Raw genomic sequence first — 15,037 nt, forward strand, 5'->3', positions numbered from 1 at the left:
TTTCAGGTGCCTTTCCAGGGCGCCACTCGCCCTGTGATCGCGAGATACCGATCGCTGGAATGCATCACGGCGACAAGTATCTGCTTGCCGTCATCGCATATCACGCGCAGCCGGTAGAAGAGCTCGGCGGGATCGATCTCTGAAATATCGCAGAAGAGGTATCCGGCGCGCGTGTCGTCGCAGTCGCTGCCGAATTGGTACGTGAGCGGGAGCGTCCGGCCGTCCCGCAGGACAAGCAGGCCTTTCCCGGTGTGCATCGCCCGCCTCCCACCTCAACGGCGCCGGCCTCCCGACGTCGTCCCCACGGGGTCAACAACCCAGCAGTACGCGCCTGTTGCCGGGCCGCGGCAAGTCGCATTTCGTGTTCCACTGAGCGGGTGGCTGATCGACACGGAACCCTTCCGGTTCCATCCCGTTTCTATTCTGCCGCTTTCGAGCGCCGATGATTTCCCTCAAAGGCGATTCTGGTCCCCTCTCGAAGCGGCAGGGGGGGGCCGTCCAGGCCCGCTCCCTGATTTCGGCCCCGCTGGCTTCGGCTGGCGGGGCCTTTTGTGTTTGACCCGAAGTCGTGCTGATCATCCTCGTAGTGAAGCGGCATGCAGCCGGCTTGTTGGGCGGCGCGATAACGGTCAAGTGGTTGCTTTCACCGTAGGTGATGGACATCGACGAAACCTGAAGGCGGCTTTACGGTTCTCGATCGCAATCGGCCGCATCGCCCTGTTCACGTGTATCGCGTGGCGCATAGCCGTATTTCCTTTTGAAGGCCCGGCTGAATGTCGAGTGATCGGGAAACCGACATCGAAAGCAATCTGCTGAATTGCCACGTGGGCATCCGAGGACAACAGTCGCCGGCGCGCCTCGGCGAGCCGGTAATCGGCCAGAAACTTGGCCACTCCACCAAACGGTTCAAACATTCGGTACAAGCGGGAGCAAGAAACGCCGAGCGCTTCGCCTAGCTTGTCTGGTCCGAATCTCGATGCCCCGATATTCGATCGGGCGAGATCGCGCGCTCGATCGAGCAATAGCCGATCCAAGGGGCGCTCCGCACGCGTGATTCGATCCTTCGTTGGCGCGAGGCTCGCCAGAATTATATCCCTTGTCGCTTGCTCTATTAAGGGAAGAGAGGCAGCGGGAATTGTAGGGAACATGCGCTCCAGTGCTATGAGGTAATCCGCGAAAAGACCGAGCATGCCATTTCGTTCAATTCCTTGGGGCAGTGCTTCAAACTCGCGCGTATGGCGCCGAAACGAATCCCGCGAAAGATACAAAGTCAGGACTTCGCCATCTCGCCCGACACCCTCGAATGCGCTGGTTAAAGATCGAAACTGCACGGGGCGCTCGGCTTTCTCAGGCACAACCACGACTAACCAATCATCGAGCCGCGTTGGTGAGAAGTGCTTCCAATGACGCAAAAGCCCCTCTGGCATTGCTGCCCGTGTCAGCCTCAGGCCCTGGGAAATATGCCATGTTGTATGATCGGCCGGAAACGGCGCCTGCACCCCATCGCCTAAAGAAATGTCGAACGTGTTGCGATACAGTTGGCGCCATCCGTCCATCTGATCGCGAATAGGCAGGTGCCGGGTAGTATAAAATTCTCTCGCAGAATTACTGATTTGATTGCTAGCCATCAATATCCTCCGCTAGCCAACTATCTCGCAATATTCGGTCTATTCCTATGAGGCCCGCGGGACCAGGCACCGCCGACTGCAAAAGGAGAACCAGCGGCTATTGCGGGAATTGAACCGCCGGCCGGCTTTACAGCACCGCCATCCATCGACGAAACTATCCGGCTTGCTCGCGTGGAGGACGGAAGTGAAGACCAAACGCCTGTCAGCCCGGGTCGTGGCGGCCTACGTCGCCAAAAATCGCATCCCCAGCTCGCAACTCCCTGCGCTGATCCAATCAGTTCATCAGGTGCTGCTGAGGATCGGTCAAGGATAGGCTTCGGGGCTGTTGAGCAATTCGGCTTTGGTGCTTCCCTGTTGAAGCTTGGCCCGGTTCCGCTCGCGCGGGGCCGGGCTTTTGCATTTTGGACTGCGCTAGGCCGCGTTTCGAAGCTGGATTTCAGAGAAGTGCTCGAGCTCATCGAGCAGGGGCTGGAGGCCCAAGTGAACCCCGCCACCGCCATGGCGGGGTTTGCTGTTTTGGGTGAACGCCGACATTTGCCCATCGTTCATCATTTGCAGCCAAGCTCTTGAAGCGCCTTCGATGCGGCGTGGCGCCGAGCTGCCGTCTTTCCCCTCCCATGGCGTGTGTGGCTCGGCGTCTTTTCCGAAATCTACTCGGCGACAGCGGCGGAGATTTCTTCCTCGAGCTCGACGACAATGCGCCGAAAAGCATCAGCCAGAGCGTCTGCACTCGGCCCCAGTCGTTGAGTCCAGTGGAGGTAGGCGCGTGTCGCTCGCTCGTAAACACCGTAGACTTCGAAAATCCATTCGTCCGCGGCGTTCTCAAGTTCGCGTCGCCGCTGAGGCAACCGGCAAATCAGTCGGGCTAGTCCAGATTTTTGCTCTTGCGTCATGGCGAGGAGCGTCGATGGCCAGGTCAAGCTAATCTGAAAAGACAATTGGCAGATATCGTCTTTGAGTGACCCAGCCCTTCGCCTTTAGCGCCGCATAGCGGTCGATCTCAGCACGGAGATGCGCGACGGCCGGCAGATGCTCTGCCAGTCCGTCGGTACGGAGAAAGAGTGGTGTGTGAAGGATCAGGGCGATCAATCCTGACCTCCTAGGAACCGATTTCGGCGGGGAACGCGCTGAGCCTCCGCACGTTCGATTAGTCTCGAACGCGAGGAGCACACAATGGACCACTCCAGCCATATCCGTCTCGCCAGCAGCGAGTTGACCGCGGTTATCCTCGAAGGGGCAACGATCTACGGGCCGGGCGATGAAAAGATCGGCTCCGTGTCACATCTCCACGGGAGCCAGGTCGTGATCGATGTTGGCGGCTTCCTTGGCATTGGCGCCAAGCCCGTCGTGGTACCTATCAGCGATCTCGAGTTCATGCGCGACGAAGATGGCAACGTCCATGCCGTCACCACCTGGACCAAGGAGCAGTTGAAAGAGATGCCTGAGCATATCGACCGCTAAGGTCGTTGAGACAGGATGACGCGTGCGGGCTTGTTTCCTGCCTCACTCTCCCCGCGCCTTGGCTGTGGCCATCGTATCGCGGAAATCTGACTAAGGCTCTCGCGTCTATTCAAGGAGCTGGGTCAGGCTCGCGGCCGGCGAGGACGTCTTCGACAGCCCACTCTCCCGCGGGAGTAAGTATCCAACCGAGTTCGCCGGGCCGGTCCAGATCGCGGCGGCGCTCGATGAAGCGACGAAGCTCTAGGTGTTCTGCAGTACCTAGGCTGATCCTCTAATGTCTTTGAAGCCGACCTGCTCTCCCGCTTTCACGCCTTCGAACTGGCTTAGGCAGTAACGCTCTCGTTTCGATAGCGGGCTTTTCGGCAGATCGGCCTTCCACTGTTCTTGTGCCGCAGCGTAACGCCGCGCCATCTCAGCATAGTCGTCGGCGGGGGGCGGGGCTTGATCGCTGCGCCCGGCCTTGTCTCTCTTCCCGAAGACACGCGCGACGCCCTCCATAAGCGGGTCTGGCTGTGTGGGCTCCTGATTGAGGCCCGCAAGCTTCCCTTCCAAAGAGGGCCAGTGCCAGCGGACGATCTGTCCTCGATCGATCTGCGGTCTAGGGATGAACCCCGCGCGCAGCCACGTGTCGAACGTGTCGACGCTGATCATGATCCTAGCCGCTGCGGTCTTTCTGTCGACGAAGATGGGTTCCACGCGAGTTCGTGTCATCCAGCAATCTCAATCTGGAAAACAGGGTCGGCCCGGTCTCGCTCAGGCGGGTCGGGCAAATTTCTCGTGGCGCGGCGTGTCAGATAGCTGTCACCGAAGAGCCAAGGGCAGCACCACAACCGCGGCTAGAACAAACACGATAGCCGCCCTGATCAAAACGCCGTGGATGCGGGCCCTTGCCGTGGATGTGTTCGCGGCCAACTGTGCACCTCGGCTCCTGCCATGCTGCAAGACCGGGGGCAGACAACGGAACCGCCTGTTGCGAACTACGTTGAATACGTGCACCAGAATTTCGTCCTCAGTTGTCTGCCGAACCGACCGACTGCGGTGGGAATTATGCGAGCAACGCTTCGGAGGACACTCATATGCCTCTCACGACAGCTCGGTAATCAGCCCCTTGGGTCTGGGAATTTTCGAACGTCAGAGAAGGCATTCCGGAAGCAATCGAGCGGGTCTTTCCGGTCGCCGAAGTCCACGAGTTGGAATTAAGAAAAACCCCAGTTGGTGACGGACGCTCGTCGGCGCGGGGGGCTTAATACAGAGCCTCGCCCCAGGCACCTCGACGTCGAGGGCGAACAACGAGCAGGCCCTAATCCAAGATACCGCTGAGGCGTCTCGCACCGAATAGGCCAAGCAGACCAATCCGGTTGCCCACTCGAGCGAGCCGGCAAAACTCGAGCAGCCATGCAAAGCCTGACGGGAGAAGCTGCGATGAAACACGATTTGACTCGACTGCCGAAGCTTCTGGATAAGGCCCATCGCACCTGTCGCGCAGTCATCGAGACCCCAAAGGGACGGCGAAGCAAATACGACTACGATCGGAAGACAGGCGTCTTCTCGTTGAAGAAATTGCTGCCTGAAGGTCAAAGTTTTCCACTCGATTTCGGGTTCATTCCCTCTACTCATTGCGACGATGGCGATCCGATGGATGTGATGATCCTCATGGATGAACCYGGCATCRTCGGCGGCGTGGTGGAGATCAGGGTACTTGGGGTTCTCGAGATCGAAGAGATTGAAAACGGTATCGTCGAGCGCAACGATCGCATCGTAGGTGTCGCGACAGAGTCGTATCTCTATGAAAATATTCGCAAACTGAGCGACATCGAATCGACCTTCATCAAGAATCTGGAATCTTTCTGGGAAAACAAGGCTCAGCTTGAGCATAAGCAATTGCGAGTTCTTGGAGTGAGAAAAGCAAAACGAGCCCTCGCGCTAATTCGCAAAGCGAGCCGGAAGCCAAGCGCGCGCCCGTAGCACGGCGCGCCCAACTCATGACAGCGCGGTCGGCCTCACGTCGGGAGGTCTGCTGTCAGTCCACCGCGCCGCACCAATGCGAAGGCGGTTACAATGGGCCACGACCTCCGATCAGAATGGGTGAGCAGCGAGGTCGGAATAAACCGTGTGCGCGAAGCGTAGACGTGTCTGTTGGGAAAGGCGAAGTTTGCCGCACTGACAATCAAAGCACCTCATAACCCCTTGAAATATTTTAATACGGGTGTGGCGGCGTTTAAGCTGAAAGTGCCGCAGTTAAGGCAAAGTGCTTCCGCAACCAGACCTCTGTGCTGTAGGCAGGCGACCTGCGTCAGCTGAGCTTCGGTCCGTCTCTGGGAAGGGGCAGCTTCCGAAATTGGCCAAAGCCGACGTCCGGAATGTCTGCAGCAGGCCAGTCCACTGAGGTCGGCAGCCGAGCAGTTGGAGTTGGTTCCAGGCGTCGTCAGGAACGTTTGTTCTTGAGCAGACTGCTATGCGAATGATTGAGCGCAGCTACGATCCAGTTCCGCGCGGCGCGGCAGTGACGAGCCAAATGCCGACGGTAATGATGGCGAAGCCTGCGAGGTGGAACCAGGTGATCGTCTCGCCGAGCACGACGAAGCCGAGCAGCGCGCTGCTCGGTGGCAGAAGGTGCATGAACATGCCGGTCTTACCGGGGCCGAGCGTGGCGACCGAGCGGTTCCAGAAGATATAGGCCAGAACCGAGGGGAAGATCGCGAAATAGAGGAGCGCTCCGGCAATCGCCGCGGTCGGCGCGAAGCCGCCCTGCGTGCTGTATTCCCATGCGACGCCCGGGAGGTGGAAGAGGACGCCGAAGCAGACGGTGACGCCGAGAAGCGCGATCGGCGGCAGCCCTGCCGGCCGCCAGCGGATCAGCACGGTGTAGAGCGCCCAGCAACTCATGCCGGCGAAGACCAGGAGGTCGCCGCCGTTGAGCGCGAGCCCGGCGAGCCTGGTCGGGTCTCCCCGGCCGATCACCAGGACGGCCCCGCAGAGCGAGAGCGAGATGCCGGCGAGCTGTCGTGGCTTCAGCGTCTCCCTCAGGATGAGATAGGCCAGCAGGAAGGTGACGACGGGGAGCAGGGAATTGACCAGCGCCGCGTTGGCTATCGACGTGTAGTGCAGCGCTGCATAGACGAAGCAGTTGAACGCGGTCACGCCGATCGCGCCGAGCAGCGCCAGGAACGGCATGTTGCCGCGGACGCGTGGCCAGGAGTCGGCGATGGGCCGCCAGCAGAACGGAGCCAGGATGAGCAGCGCCAGGCTCCAGCGCCAGAACGACATCTGCACCGGCGGGATCGCGTCGCGCATCAGCCGCGCGATCAGGAAATTGCCCGACCAGAACAGAGGCGGCAGCACCGCCAGCCAATAGGCCGAGGCGGGCAGCCCAGCCTGTTGCCTTGCGGTGAGGGCAGGGCCGCCGGCAGGTTCAGTGCGCATCGGAATGCCGCCGGGTGGCGCGCAGCTCGACATAGCGCCCGAGCACCGCGTTCACGCCAACGGCCAGCAGGAAGACGACGATCAGCAGGGCGTACATGCGCGGCATGTCGAAGGTCGCGTAGGTCTGGATCACCGCATAGCCCAGCCCCTGATTGGATAATTTGGTCTCCGCCAGCAGCGTGCCGATGATCGCGACGCCCAGCCCGATGCGCAGGCCGTTGATGACCGGGGCGCGCATCGCCGGCAGATAGATCTTCGCGATCATCTGGCCGACATTGAGCCGGAAACTGATGCCGACCCGGATCAGCACGGTATCGATCTCGCGCATCGCGGCGGCGACGCTGATCGCGACCGGGAAGAACGAGGATAGCGCTCCCATCGCGACCTTCGAGCCCGGCCCGACACCGAACCACATGATCAGGAGCGGAAAGAAGATGATCTTCGGAGTCGGCCCGAGATAGTGCAGCAGCGGCTCGTAGGCACGCTGCAGGAAGCGATTGCTCCCGAGCAGGATGCCGACGGCGACCCCTGCGCCGCCACCGATGAGGATGGCGAGCGCGACCTCGCCCGCGGTAACGCCGAGATTGGCATAGAAGCTCGGCTCGATCAGGAGATGGGCGAGCGCGCCGACGATGAGGAGCAGCGACGGCACGACGTCGCGATAGAGCAGCCCCGAGCGCGCCGTGACCTCCCAGAGCGCCAGAATCGCGACGATGATGCCGATCCGCGTCAGCAGCACGGCTCGCGCCTGGCTCATCTTTGCCGGGCGGGCATCTGTCCGCCCGAGGATCGCTGTGGTCATCGCGCCATCACTCCTGGTCGATGGGGCCGCCGGGAGACGGGCTCATTTGCGCGGTGGGATCTGGATCAGCTCGCCGAGCTGTTCCTTGGTCAGGGGCTGGGCGGTGTATTTGAGCGCAACCGCGTCGGGAACGATTTCGCCCAGGCCGACGATCTTGTCGGGGTTGAGCGCTTCCTTGGGGAAGAAGTCGTCCCGCGTGCGCCTGGCGATGGCCTCCGGGATGCCGACGAAATCGGCATAGGCCTTGATCGCGGCGTCGCTGGAATACATCGCATCGATGGTCTCGCGATAGGCGGCCATATAGCGGTCGATCAGCGCCTTCTTGTTCTGCAGTGTGGCGGTGTTGACGATCAGCAGGCGGACCGTCTGGTTCTTGAAGGTCGAGGAGTCGTTGCCGGTCGCGACGACGCGGATTTCGCCCTTGTCGAGCTGCGGCAGGCCGAAGGGTGGCGCCGCCCAGCCGACATCGATCTGGCCGGACATCACCTGGGTCAGCGTCGGCGCCGGACCTCCGGTCGCCGTCGGCTTGATCTTGAGATTGTTCTCCTTGACGAAGGCATTGACCACGCCATGGGTCGAGGAGCCGTTGGTCGAATAGGAGACCGTGCGGCCCTCCATGTCCTTCAGCGTCTTCACCGGCGAGTCGCTTTTGACATACCAGTAGAGATCCTTCGCGCCGGTGGTCTCCCCGCCGATGATGCGGATCGGAGCGCCCTTCGAAAAGGCTGAGAGCGCGCCCATGATGCCGCCGGCAACGCCGATATCGACGCTGTTGGAGAGCACGGCCTGCTGGGTCTCGCCTCCTCCTTGGGTGTAGAGCATCTCGAGCTCGAGATTGTGCTTCTTGAAGATGCCGAGCCTGGTACCGACCTCCGAGATCGAGGTGTCCCAGTTGCCGCGCTGGCCGATCGCCAACTTGAGCTTGTCCTGGGCGGCGGCCTCCTGCGCCAACGACAGCGCAAAGCCGAGCGCCGCGAGCGTTAACGTAACCGTCTTGAATGTCACAATCCTGTCCTCCCGTATCGCCAGCTCGGTGCGGCTGGCTTTTCGTCGTCTTGCCTTCGCTTCTGCGGCGAAGTGGAAAGTCCGGCGGTCATCCGCCTATGTCAGATCTTGAAGGCCTCCAGCGTGCTGGAATGAAAGAGCTCCTCGACCGAAAGCCGCCGAGCGGACAGCCCCTGGCTGTGATGGGCCTCGAGGAACGCCTCCAGCGTATGCCGGTTGGGGCTGACACCATAGGACCAGAAATCCTGCCCCATAAGGGCGCGGGCCGCCTGCAATTGTTCCTCGATGAAGGGCAGCGTGACCTTGGTAGCGGAAGTGTCGGCGAGTTTGGCAAGCGCAGCCGCCTTCGACTGCTCGAAGGCCTTCAGCAAGGCGGCCGGCAGCCAGGGCTGCGCCTCGACGATGCTGCGGCGCACGCAGAGCACATGCATGATCGGGAAGATGCGGGTGCGGCGGAAATAGTCCGCGGCGGCGGCTGTCGGGTCCGGGAAGAGACGCGCGATCTTGGGATGGCCGGCCTCGAAGGCCGGCGGCGAGCGCGGCCCGATATAGCCGTCGATCTCGCCGTCCATCAGCATCCCGTTGAGCGAGCGATCGGCCGGTGCCTGCACGACCGTGATTTCCGGCGGCAGTTCAACGCTGATCTTCTCGGCGCGGCCAGGCTGCTCCAGGCCGCCCCGGACCCAGGTCACCTCGGAAGGCTTGACGCCATAGTCGCTTTCGAGGATCGCGCGGATCCAGACGCAGGCCGTGAGCTGGTATTCCGGGCAGCCGATACGCTTGCCCCGCAGATCTTCGGGGCGGGCGATGCCGCGATCGGTCCTGATGAAGATGCCGGTGTGGCGGAAGGCCCGCGACAGGAAGGCGGGCACGCCGACATAGGGGTTGTCGCCGCGCGCCGTCTTGAGGGTGAAGCTGGAGAGCGAGGCCTCGCAGACGTCGAACTCGGCATGGCGGAAGGCGCGGAAGAAGATCTCCTCCGGCACCAGCTTCATGAAGACGGGGTCGACACCGTCGATCTGGACCGCTCCGTCGATGAGCGGGCGGTTGCGATCATAGTCGCCGATGGCGATGGACAGGCGCAAATCGGACACGCATTCCTCCCAGCCGGCGCGACATGGCGCGCCATCATTTTGCGGGAGAGTGCGCCGCGCTGGGCGAGGGCACAAAGACTTCCGCGAAATGAGAACAAGACGCGCGCCGTATGGCAGAAGTTTCAGGTGCCGACGCGACGCGCGAGCGTGCCCAGGGATTCGAGCAGGTGGTCGGTGACCGAATCGAAAAAGCGGTCGACCGCCTCCTGCTGACGGAGGACCGGTGCGCCGCTGGGCCTGATCAGGTAGAGCGTCCGCTTCGGCGGCAGGTCCGAGATGCGCTGCATGGCGAGCTTTCCGGCCCGCAATTCCTCGATGGCCGTTCCATAGGGTATGATGCTCGCCGCCACGCCGCGCACGACGAGCGCACGCATGGCCGGGATGGACTGCGCCTCGTAGACGATGCGCAGCGGCAGCGAGAATTTCTCGGCCGCCGCCCTGAGCAGGCGCTGGACCATGTCGCGCTCGCCGGCCTGCACGAGATCGTGGCTCAGGGCTTCCGCGAGGGTCACCGTCTCCGGCAGCGGCCCGTCGCCCACCGGTCTGATGAGAATCAGCTCCTCCTCGAACAGCGCGGTCCGCTCGATCCCCGGGCGTGGCTCGTCGACGCCATAGGCGAAGGCGGCATTGAGCTCGCCGCGCTCCATCGCGGCGATGAGAACATGGCTCAGCTCCTCGACCAGGCTGAGCGAGACCGAGGGCATGCCGTTCTTGGCGTCGATCAGCAAATCGGGGCCGATCTGGAGCATGATGCTCGGCGTCAGGCCCATCGTCAGCATTTCCTGGTCGTTGCCGGCCAGCGCCCGGACGTCGCGCTTTGCGTCCCCGACCTCCTGCAGGATGCGCCGCGCGCGCTCGAGCAGGAGTTCTCCGGCCTGGGTCAGGACGACGCCACGCGAATGGCGCAGCAGAAGCTCGGTCTGAAGATCTTGCTCGAGCTGACGAATCTGCAGACCCAAAGCGGGTTGCGCGACATTGAGCTGCTCGGCGGCCTTAGTGATGTTCCCGACTTCGGCGATCCCGACGAAATAGCGGAGCTGGCGGAGATTGATCGCGGCCTCCCGGGCGTTTTTTCTTGAAGCCCATCATGCGGCGCTTCAGCCAGCGGGACAAGGCGTGGGGCGAGTGGCGGACGGCCCGCTCCAGTCTCGATCGGGCCGGTTTGCCATCCGTGCAGCTTGTCGTTCAGCGCCCTGGCCGGAACCAGCGCTCCATGCGCTCGAGCACCGCAAAAATCACGACGCTGACGAGGATGACGAACACGATCGTTGCGAAAACACCCGCGAGATCATAGCGTTCCGCGAGATCATTGATGAGCTGGCCGAGGCCGCCGAAATTGATGAGGAACTCGACGCCGATCAGGTTGATCAGCGCGAAGACGAGGCCGAGGCGCACGCCGACGAAGATCGTCGGGATCGCGGCGGGGAATTCGATCTTCCAGAACTGCTGCGCGGGGGTCAGGTTGTAGCTGAGCCCGACATTGATCAGGCTCTTTCTGACGCCTTTCAGCCCTTCCAGGGTCTTGAGAATGACCGGCGCGATGCCGGCAACGAAGCCCATCGCGATGATCGTGACGGTGCTGCGCCCGAAGATGACGAGGAAGAGCGGGTAGGCGAGCACTACGGGCGCGGCGGCAATGCCTGCCACCCAGGATTCGGTCGCGAGCGCGAGGATGCGGGCCTTGTACAAGAGCACGCCGAGCGCGACGCCGACGATGGCGACCAGGATGCTCGCGGTCAAAGCTTCGCCTCCGGTCCTCGTCAGCCGCTCCAGCAACTGCTCCTCGGCGAAGAGCCGACCGAAGCTGCCGAGGACGGTCGACGGCAGCGGGATCACATACTGGTTGAGCACGCCCAGCAGCAGCAGGATCTCGACGACGCCCAGGCCGAGGGCGACCGTGGCGAAGCCGATTGCGAGCGGCGGGATTCTGGTGAGCCACATGGCTCAGGCCCCCCTGCGACGGGCGCCGGCCTCGGATTCGGCCATGCCGCGCGAGGCTTCCTCGCGCAAATCGTTCCAGATCTCCGCGACATGGCGGCCGAAGGCCTCGCTGCCGACGACATCGCCCGTGCGCGGCCGTGGCAGGCGAATGTCGACGATGCGCTTCACCTTGCCGGGGCGGAAGGTCATGATGATGACCCGATCGGAGAGCTGCACGGCCTCGGTGATGTTGTGCGTGATCAGCAGGGTGGTCTGCTTCAGCTCTTCCTGAATCTTGAGAACCTTGTCGCCGAGCAGGAGGCGGGTCTGCTCGTCCAGCGCGGCAAAGGGCTCGTCCATCAGCAGGATCTTGGGCTCGAACACCAGCGTGCGGGCGATGGCGACGCGCTGGCGCATGCCGCCGGAAAGCTCGGCGGGATAGCGCTGCTCGAAGCCGTTCAGGCCGACCATGTCGATGAAGCGCCGCGCCGTCTCGTAGCGCTCGGCCTTGCGCACACCCTTGACCTCGAGCGGGAAGGCGACGTTGTCGAGCACGGTCCGCCAGGGAAAGGTCGATTCCTCCTGGAAGACCATGCCGATCGAGGGGTGCGGGCCCGAGATCAGGTCGCCGCCGACGCTGACTTGGCCCTCATAGCCGCGCACCAGCCCGCCCAGGATGTTGAAGACGGTCGATTTGCCGCATCCGGACGGGCCGATGATCGAGACGAATTCGCCGCGCTCGACCGAGAACGACATGTCGTCGACGGCGGTGACGACGCCCTCGCGCGTCTGGAACCGCATCGTCACGCGGTCGATGACCAGGTCGGCCTCTTTCACGGTCTCGGCTAGACGCAATTTGGTGGCCGAAGCGGGCATTGCGCGCTCATCCCCTGGCTGGCCATCGCTCATCGCCCCGACCTTCGCCCGGCAGCCTTCGCAAGCGGCCGATGCGCGGCGCGCGGGCGCCGGATAGGATCGAGGACCGACGGAGTCGGCGGCATGTCGTTCTTCCCTCGCGCAGCCGTCTTGGTTGCTGTTCGCAGCCGACGCGACCGCAACGATAGTGAAGCGCTACCGGTCAGGTCCAAGATTATCTTGCTTGGCCTGACAAACTTTTCGCGATGGGCGCGGATGTTCCCGGACACTCTATCGGCTGTCGGGTTGCGGCCTATACTGTTCCCGAGGCAGCCGGAGACGCGAGCGACCGTGGCGAGCATAGCGGAGGACAAGGGCGAGCCGATCGCGGAACCGCGGGAACTGCCCTTCGAAGGCAGCGTGGGCTACCAGTTGCGGATGGCGAACCGCGCGACGCAGCGCTACCTGCAGAGCAAGATCGAGCCGCACGGCGTCACCACCGGCATGTGGTATTTCCTGCGCGCGCTCTGGCAGGAGGACGGGCTGACGCAGCGCGAGCTCTCCCGCCGGATCGGTACGATGGAGCCGACGACACTGACCGCGCTGGCAGCTATGGAGAAGGCTGGCTTCATCAGCCGCGAACGCGACCCGCAGGATCGGCGCAAGCTGCACGTCCTGCTGACGCCGAAGGGGCGGGCGCTCGAGGTTGCCCTGCTGCCGATGGCGCAGGAGGTGGTTCAGAGAGCGACCGCCGGCTTTTCGCCGGACGATCGAGCCCGCTTTCTCGGCTATCTCGCCGCAGTCCAGCGCAATCTCGCCGATGTGCCGGATGGGCCGGGGCTGCCAGAGTCGCCTACCCAGTTCTAGAGTCTGCTGATTTTAGAGCAGAACCATGCCGTCATCCCGGGCTTGACCCGGGATCCATGCCTCAGCGCTACCGGCAAAGGCTCAGGCATGGATCCCGGACCTCCGCTTCGCAGCGTCCGGGATGACCCGTACTTCCCTGGAAACGCAGCTGGTTTTAGTCCTTCGGCTTTTCGCCGGCATGGCGCGTCAGGCCAGCCGTCATTGCGGGGTTGTAGCCCGGCATGACGCGGGCATCGATCAGAACCGAGGCGCCGGCCTTGGCGGCCTTCACAGCCTCGGCGACCGCATCGCATAGGTCGTTCACCGTCTTGATCGGACCGATGCCCAAGAGCCCCTGCGCAGTGGCGATGGCCGCGATGTCGATATCGGGCCCATCGATGCGCTGGCCGATCCATTTGTTCTCGACCGGGCGCTGGCGCTGCCTGGCGACGCGCTCCTGATGGATCTCGTCGTTGAAGAAGGAGCGGTTGTTCGAGACGATCGCGATGAAGGGCAGCTTGTAATGCGCTGCCGTCCACAGCGCGGAGGCCGCCATCATGGTGTCGCCGTCGCCCAGGACCGCCACGGGCAAACGGCCCGACCCTTTGAGCGCCAGCGCGGCGCCGATCAGCATGCCGGGTCCCGAGCCGATGCCGGCGCCGCCATCGATGCCGAGATAGTCGAGCGGATGCCGGAAATGCCAGGACTCCGTCGCCCAGCCGAGCGGCAGGCGAACGAGGCTGATCACTTCGTCCCGCAACGCCTCGCCCAGGGCTGCGGCAAGCGACACGACATCCAGCGGGCTTTCCCCGTCGAAGGCCAGCGCGGGCAATGTCGGGCGAATGGCCGGCGCCGTGCCGGGTCCGACCCCGAGCGCATCGGCGATCAGATGCATGGTTGCGTCGGGATCGGCGGCGAGATGCAGGTCGGCCGGCGCCAGCGCCTGATGATCCATGCTCCAGCCATTGTGCAGATGATGGTCCAGCGAAACGCTGATCACCTGCGCCGACAGCGGACCGGCGGCCTGGCGCAAGGTGCCCCCGAGGTCGATCGAGTCGAAGGCGAGGATGACGTCGGCGGCGCGAATGGCCTCGCCCGCCTGCGCGTCGAGGAAGAAGGATGGCTTGGCCGCGTGCAGGCGATGGTCGGTGGGGAAGGTGGCCGCCGTCTTGATGTCGGTCAGCACGGCGGCGTCGAGATGCTCGGCCAGCGCGACGCGGCGGCCCCAATCGGTTTCATCGCGCGACATGCGGCCGAACAAGATGAGCGGCGCCTTGGCGTTGCGCAGTAATTCCGCCGCCCGGTTGATCTCCGCAGCGGGGGGGACGCTCGGCGAGGCGACGGCGAAGCGTTTGGGGTCCGGCAGCGGCGGCATCTCTTCGAGCCGCTTCTCCTGCATGGATACGTCGAGGCAGACATAGGTCGGGGCCTGCGGCGCGCTGCGCGTCAGGTTGGTCGCGCGGATCAGCGAGTCGATCGCGGCGGCGACCGAGACGGGCTGGTCGTCCCATTTCACATAGGGCCGGATGAGGGCGCCCTGATCCTTTGCCGTGTGCAGCCAGTCGATCCAGGGCCGGCGCTCGGCCGCGTCGACAGGCCCGGTCGCGCCCAGGATCAGCATCGGCACGCGGTCGCACCAGGCGTTGTAGACCGCCATCACGCCATGCATCAGGCCGACATTGCTGTGCAGGATGACGCCCATCGGCTTGCCCGTGACCTTGGCGTAACCATGGGCGATCGCGACGGCATGCTCCTCGTGCAGGCAGAGCAGCATCTGCGGCTGCTGGTTGCCGAGATGGTTGACGAGGCTGTCATGTAGGCCGCGGAAGCTGGAGCCGGGGTTCAGCGCCAGATAGGGGATATCGAGCGCGCGCAGCATCTGCGCGACGACGTCGCTGCCCCAGATGCCGTTGTCGCTCGATGCCACGGGCACATCGATGCCGGAAAGCGTCAGGTCGTTCATGGCGTTTCCCCGAATAGGCTTGTTGGGAACGCGCGCGACC

The 15,037-nt window shown here is 63.3% G+C and carries 16 protein-coding genes; 4 read left to right on the plus strand and 12 right to left on the minus strand.

Features of this window, described 5'->3' with window-relative positions:
- Positions 1-2: 2 nt before the first annotated feature.
- Together AC1DIN_RS26825 and AC1DIN_RS26830 are read right to left on the minus strand one after the other, a co-directional pair.
- Positions 3-257, minus strand: coding sequence for a hypothetical protein (locus AC1DIN_RS26825; protein WP_476811952.1), 255 nt, complete (start codon positions 255-257; stop codon positions 3-5).
- 372 nt (positions 258-629) lie between these two features.
- Positions 630-1,628 (minus strand): helix-turn-helix domain-containing protein, encoded by a 999-nt coding sequence (locus tag AC1DIN_RS26830; RefSeq protein WP_476811953.1) that lies wholly within the window; start codon positions 1,626-1,628, stop codon positions 630-632.
- 184 nt (positions 1,629-1,812) lie between these two features.
- Between AC1DIN_RS26830 and AC1DIN_RS26835 the strand changes: the two genes are divergently transcribed.
- On the plus strand, positions 1,813-1,941 hold the full coding sequence (locus AC1DIN_RS26835; RefSeq protein WP_441473602.1) for a MucR family transcriptional regulator: 129 nt from the start codon (positions 1,813-1,815) through the stop codon (positions 1,939-1,941).
- Between the two features lie 608 nt (positions 1,942-2,549).
- Here AC1DIN_RS26835 and AC1DIN_RS26840 read toward each other — a convergent pair.
- On the minus strand, positions 2,550-2,717 hold the full coding sequence (locus AC1DIN_RS26840; protein WP_441473601.1) for a hypothetical protein: 168 nt from the start codon (positions 2,715-2,717) through the stop codon (positions 2,550-2,552).
- An 84-nt stretch (positions 2,718-2,801) separates the two neighbouring features.
- Here AC1DIN_RS26840 and AC1DIN_RS26845 point away from each other — a divergent pair, with 84 nt between their 5' ends.
- Complete coding sequence (locus AC1DIN_RS26845; RefSeq protein ID WP_441473600.1) at positions 2,802-3,089, plus strand: PRC-barrel domain containing protein; 288 nt, start codon at positions 2,802-2,804, stop codon at positions 3,087-3,089.
- Between the two features lie 258 nt (positions 3,090-3,347).
- On the opposite strand, the gene AC1DIN_RS26850 is transcribed toward AC1DIN_RS26845, so the two are convergent.
- Positions 3,348-3,740 (minus strand): hypothetical protein, encoded by a 393-nt coding sequence (locus AC1DIN_RS26850; RefSeq protein ID WP_476811954.1) that lies wholly within the window; start codon positions 3,738-3,740, stop codon positions 3,348-3,350.
- A gap of 744 nt (positions 3,741-4,484) precedes the next feature.
- Between AC1DIN_RS26850 and AC1DIN_RS26855 the strand changes: the two genes are divergently transcribed.
- Positions 4,485-5,054, plus strand: a complete 570-nt coding sequence (locus tag AC1DIN_RS26855) for an inorganic diphosphatase (RefSeq protein ID WP_476811955.1) — start codon at positions 4,485-4,487, stop codon at positions 5,052-5,054.
- 510 nt (positions 5,055-5,564) lie between these two features.
- Here AC1DIN_RS26855 and AC1DIN_RS26860 read toward each other — a convergent pair.
- The 7 genes from AC1DIN_RS26860 to AC1DIN_RS26890 form a co-directional block, all read right to left on the minus strand.
- Entirely contained in the window at positions 5,565-6,512 is a 948-nt protein-coding gene (locus AC1DIN_RS26860; protein WP_476811956.1) for a DMT family transporter, read from the minus strand.
- Positions 6,502-7,314: an ABC transporter permease gene (locus tag AC1DIN_RS26865; protein WP_476811957.1), complete on the minus strand. Its 813-nt coding sequence runs from the start codon at positions 7,312-7,314 to the stop codon at positions 6,502-6,504. Before AC1DIN_RS26865 ends, AC1DIN_RS26860 begins: the two co-directional genes overlap by 11 nt.
- Positions 7,315-7,356: 42 nt before the next feature.
- Positions 7,357-8,319, minus strand: a complete 963-nt coding sequence (locus AC1DIN_RS26870) for an ABC transporter substrate-binding protein (protein ID WP_476811958.1) — start codon at positions 8,317-8,319, stop codon at positions 7,357-7,359.
- 101 nt (positions 8,320-8,420) lie between these two features.
- Positions 8,421-9,413 (minus strand): ABC transporter substrate-binding protein, encoded by a 993-nt coding sequence (locus AC1DIN_RS26875; RefSeq protein ID WP_476811959.1) that lies wholly within the window; start codon positions 9,411-9,413, stop codon positions 8,421-8,423.
- Positions 9,414-9,535: 122 nt separating this feature from the next.
- Complete coding sequence (locus AC1DIN_RS26880) at positions 9,536-10,465, minus strand: LysR family transcriptional regulator (RefSeq protein ID WP_476811978.1); 930 nt, start codon at positions 10,463-10,465, stop codon at positions 9,536-9,538.
- Positions 10,466-10,598: 133 nt separating this feature from the next.
- Positions 10,599-11,354, minus strand: a complete 756-nt coding sequence (locus AC1DIN_RS26885; protein ID WP_476811960.1) for an ABC transporter permease — start codon at positions 11,352-11,354, stop codon at positions 10,599-10,601.
- 3 nt (positions 11,355-11,357) lie between these two features.
- Positions 11,358-12,209, minus strand: a complete 852-nt coding sequence (locus AC1DIN_RS26890) for an ABC transporter ATP-binding protein (protein WP_142020955.1) — start codon at positions 12,207-12,209, stop codon at positions 11,358-11,360.
- 330 nt (positions 12,210-12,539) lie between these two features.
- Between AC1DIN_RS26890 and AC1DIN_RS26895 the strand changes: the two genes are divergently transcribed.
- Positions 12,540-13,055 carry a MarR family winged helix-turn-helix transcriptional regulator gene (locus tag AC1DIN_RS26895; RefSeq protein WP_476811961.1) on the plus strand — a complete coding sequence of 172 codons (516 nt, stop codon included), beginning with the start codon at positions 12,540-12,542 and terminating at the stop codon, positions 13,053-13,055.
- A 154-nt stretch (positions 13,056-13,209) separates the two neighbouring features.
- Here the strand turns inward: AC1DIN_RS26895 and AC1DIN_RS26900 are convergent, their stop codons facing one another.
- Positions 13,210-14,997, minus strand: coding sequence for a thiamine pyrophosphate-binding protein (locus AC1DIN_RS26900; protein ID WP_476811962.1), 1,788 nt, complete (start codon positions 14,995-14,997; stop codon positions 13,210-13,212).
- Positions 14,998-15,037: the final 40 nt, after the last annotated feature.

The organism is Allobosea sp. 05T438 (genome assembly GCF_056396025.1).

What these genes read in the sequence shown, in the direction of transcription:
- AC1DIN_RS26850 (WP_476811954.1), bottom strand. Translation starts at nt 3,740, where the DNA reads ATGATCAGCGTCGACACGTTCGACACGTGGCTGCGCGCGGGGTTCATC.
- AC1DIN_RS26825 (WP_476811952.1), bottom strand. Translation starts at nt 257, where the DNA reads ATGCACACCGGGAAAGGCCTGCTTGTCCTGCGGGACGGCCGGACGCTC.
- AC1DIN_RS26865 (WP_476811957.1), bottom strand. Translation starts at nt 7,314, where the DNA reads ATGACCACAGCGATCCTCGGGCGGACAGATGCCCGCCCGGCAAAGATG.
- AC1DIN_RS26845 (WP_441473600.1), top strand. Translation starts at nt 2,802, where the DNA reads ATGGACCACTCCAGCCATATCCGTCTCGCCAGCAGCGAGTTGACCGCG.
- AC1DIN_RS26890 (WP_142020955.1), bottom strand. Translation starts at nt 12,209, where the DNA reads ATGCCCGCTTCGGCCACCAAATTGCGTCTAGCCGAGACCGTGAAAGAG.
- AC1DIN_RS26900 (WP_476811962.1), bottom strand. Translation starts at nt 14,997, where the DNA reads ATGAACGACCTGACGCTTTCCGGCATCGATGTGCCCGTGGCATCGAGC.
- AC1DIN_RS26885 (WP_476811960.1), bottom strand. Translation starts at nt 11,354, where the DNA reads ATGTGGCTCACCAGAATCCCGCCGCTCGCAATCGGCTTCGCCACGGTC.
- AC1DIN_RS26830 (WP_476811953.1), bottom strand. Translation starts at nt 1,628, where the DNA reads ATGGCTAGCAATCAAATCAGTAATTCTGCGAGAGAATTTTATACTACC.
- AC1DIN_RS26860 (WP_476811956.1), bottom strand. Translation starts at nt 6,512, where the DNA reads ATGCGCACTGAACCTGCCGGCGGCCCTGCCCTCACCGCAAGGCAACAG.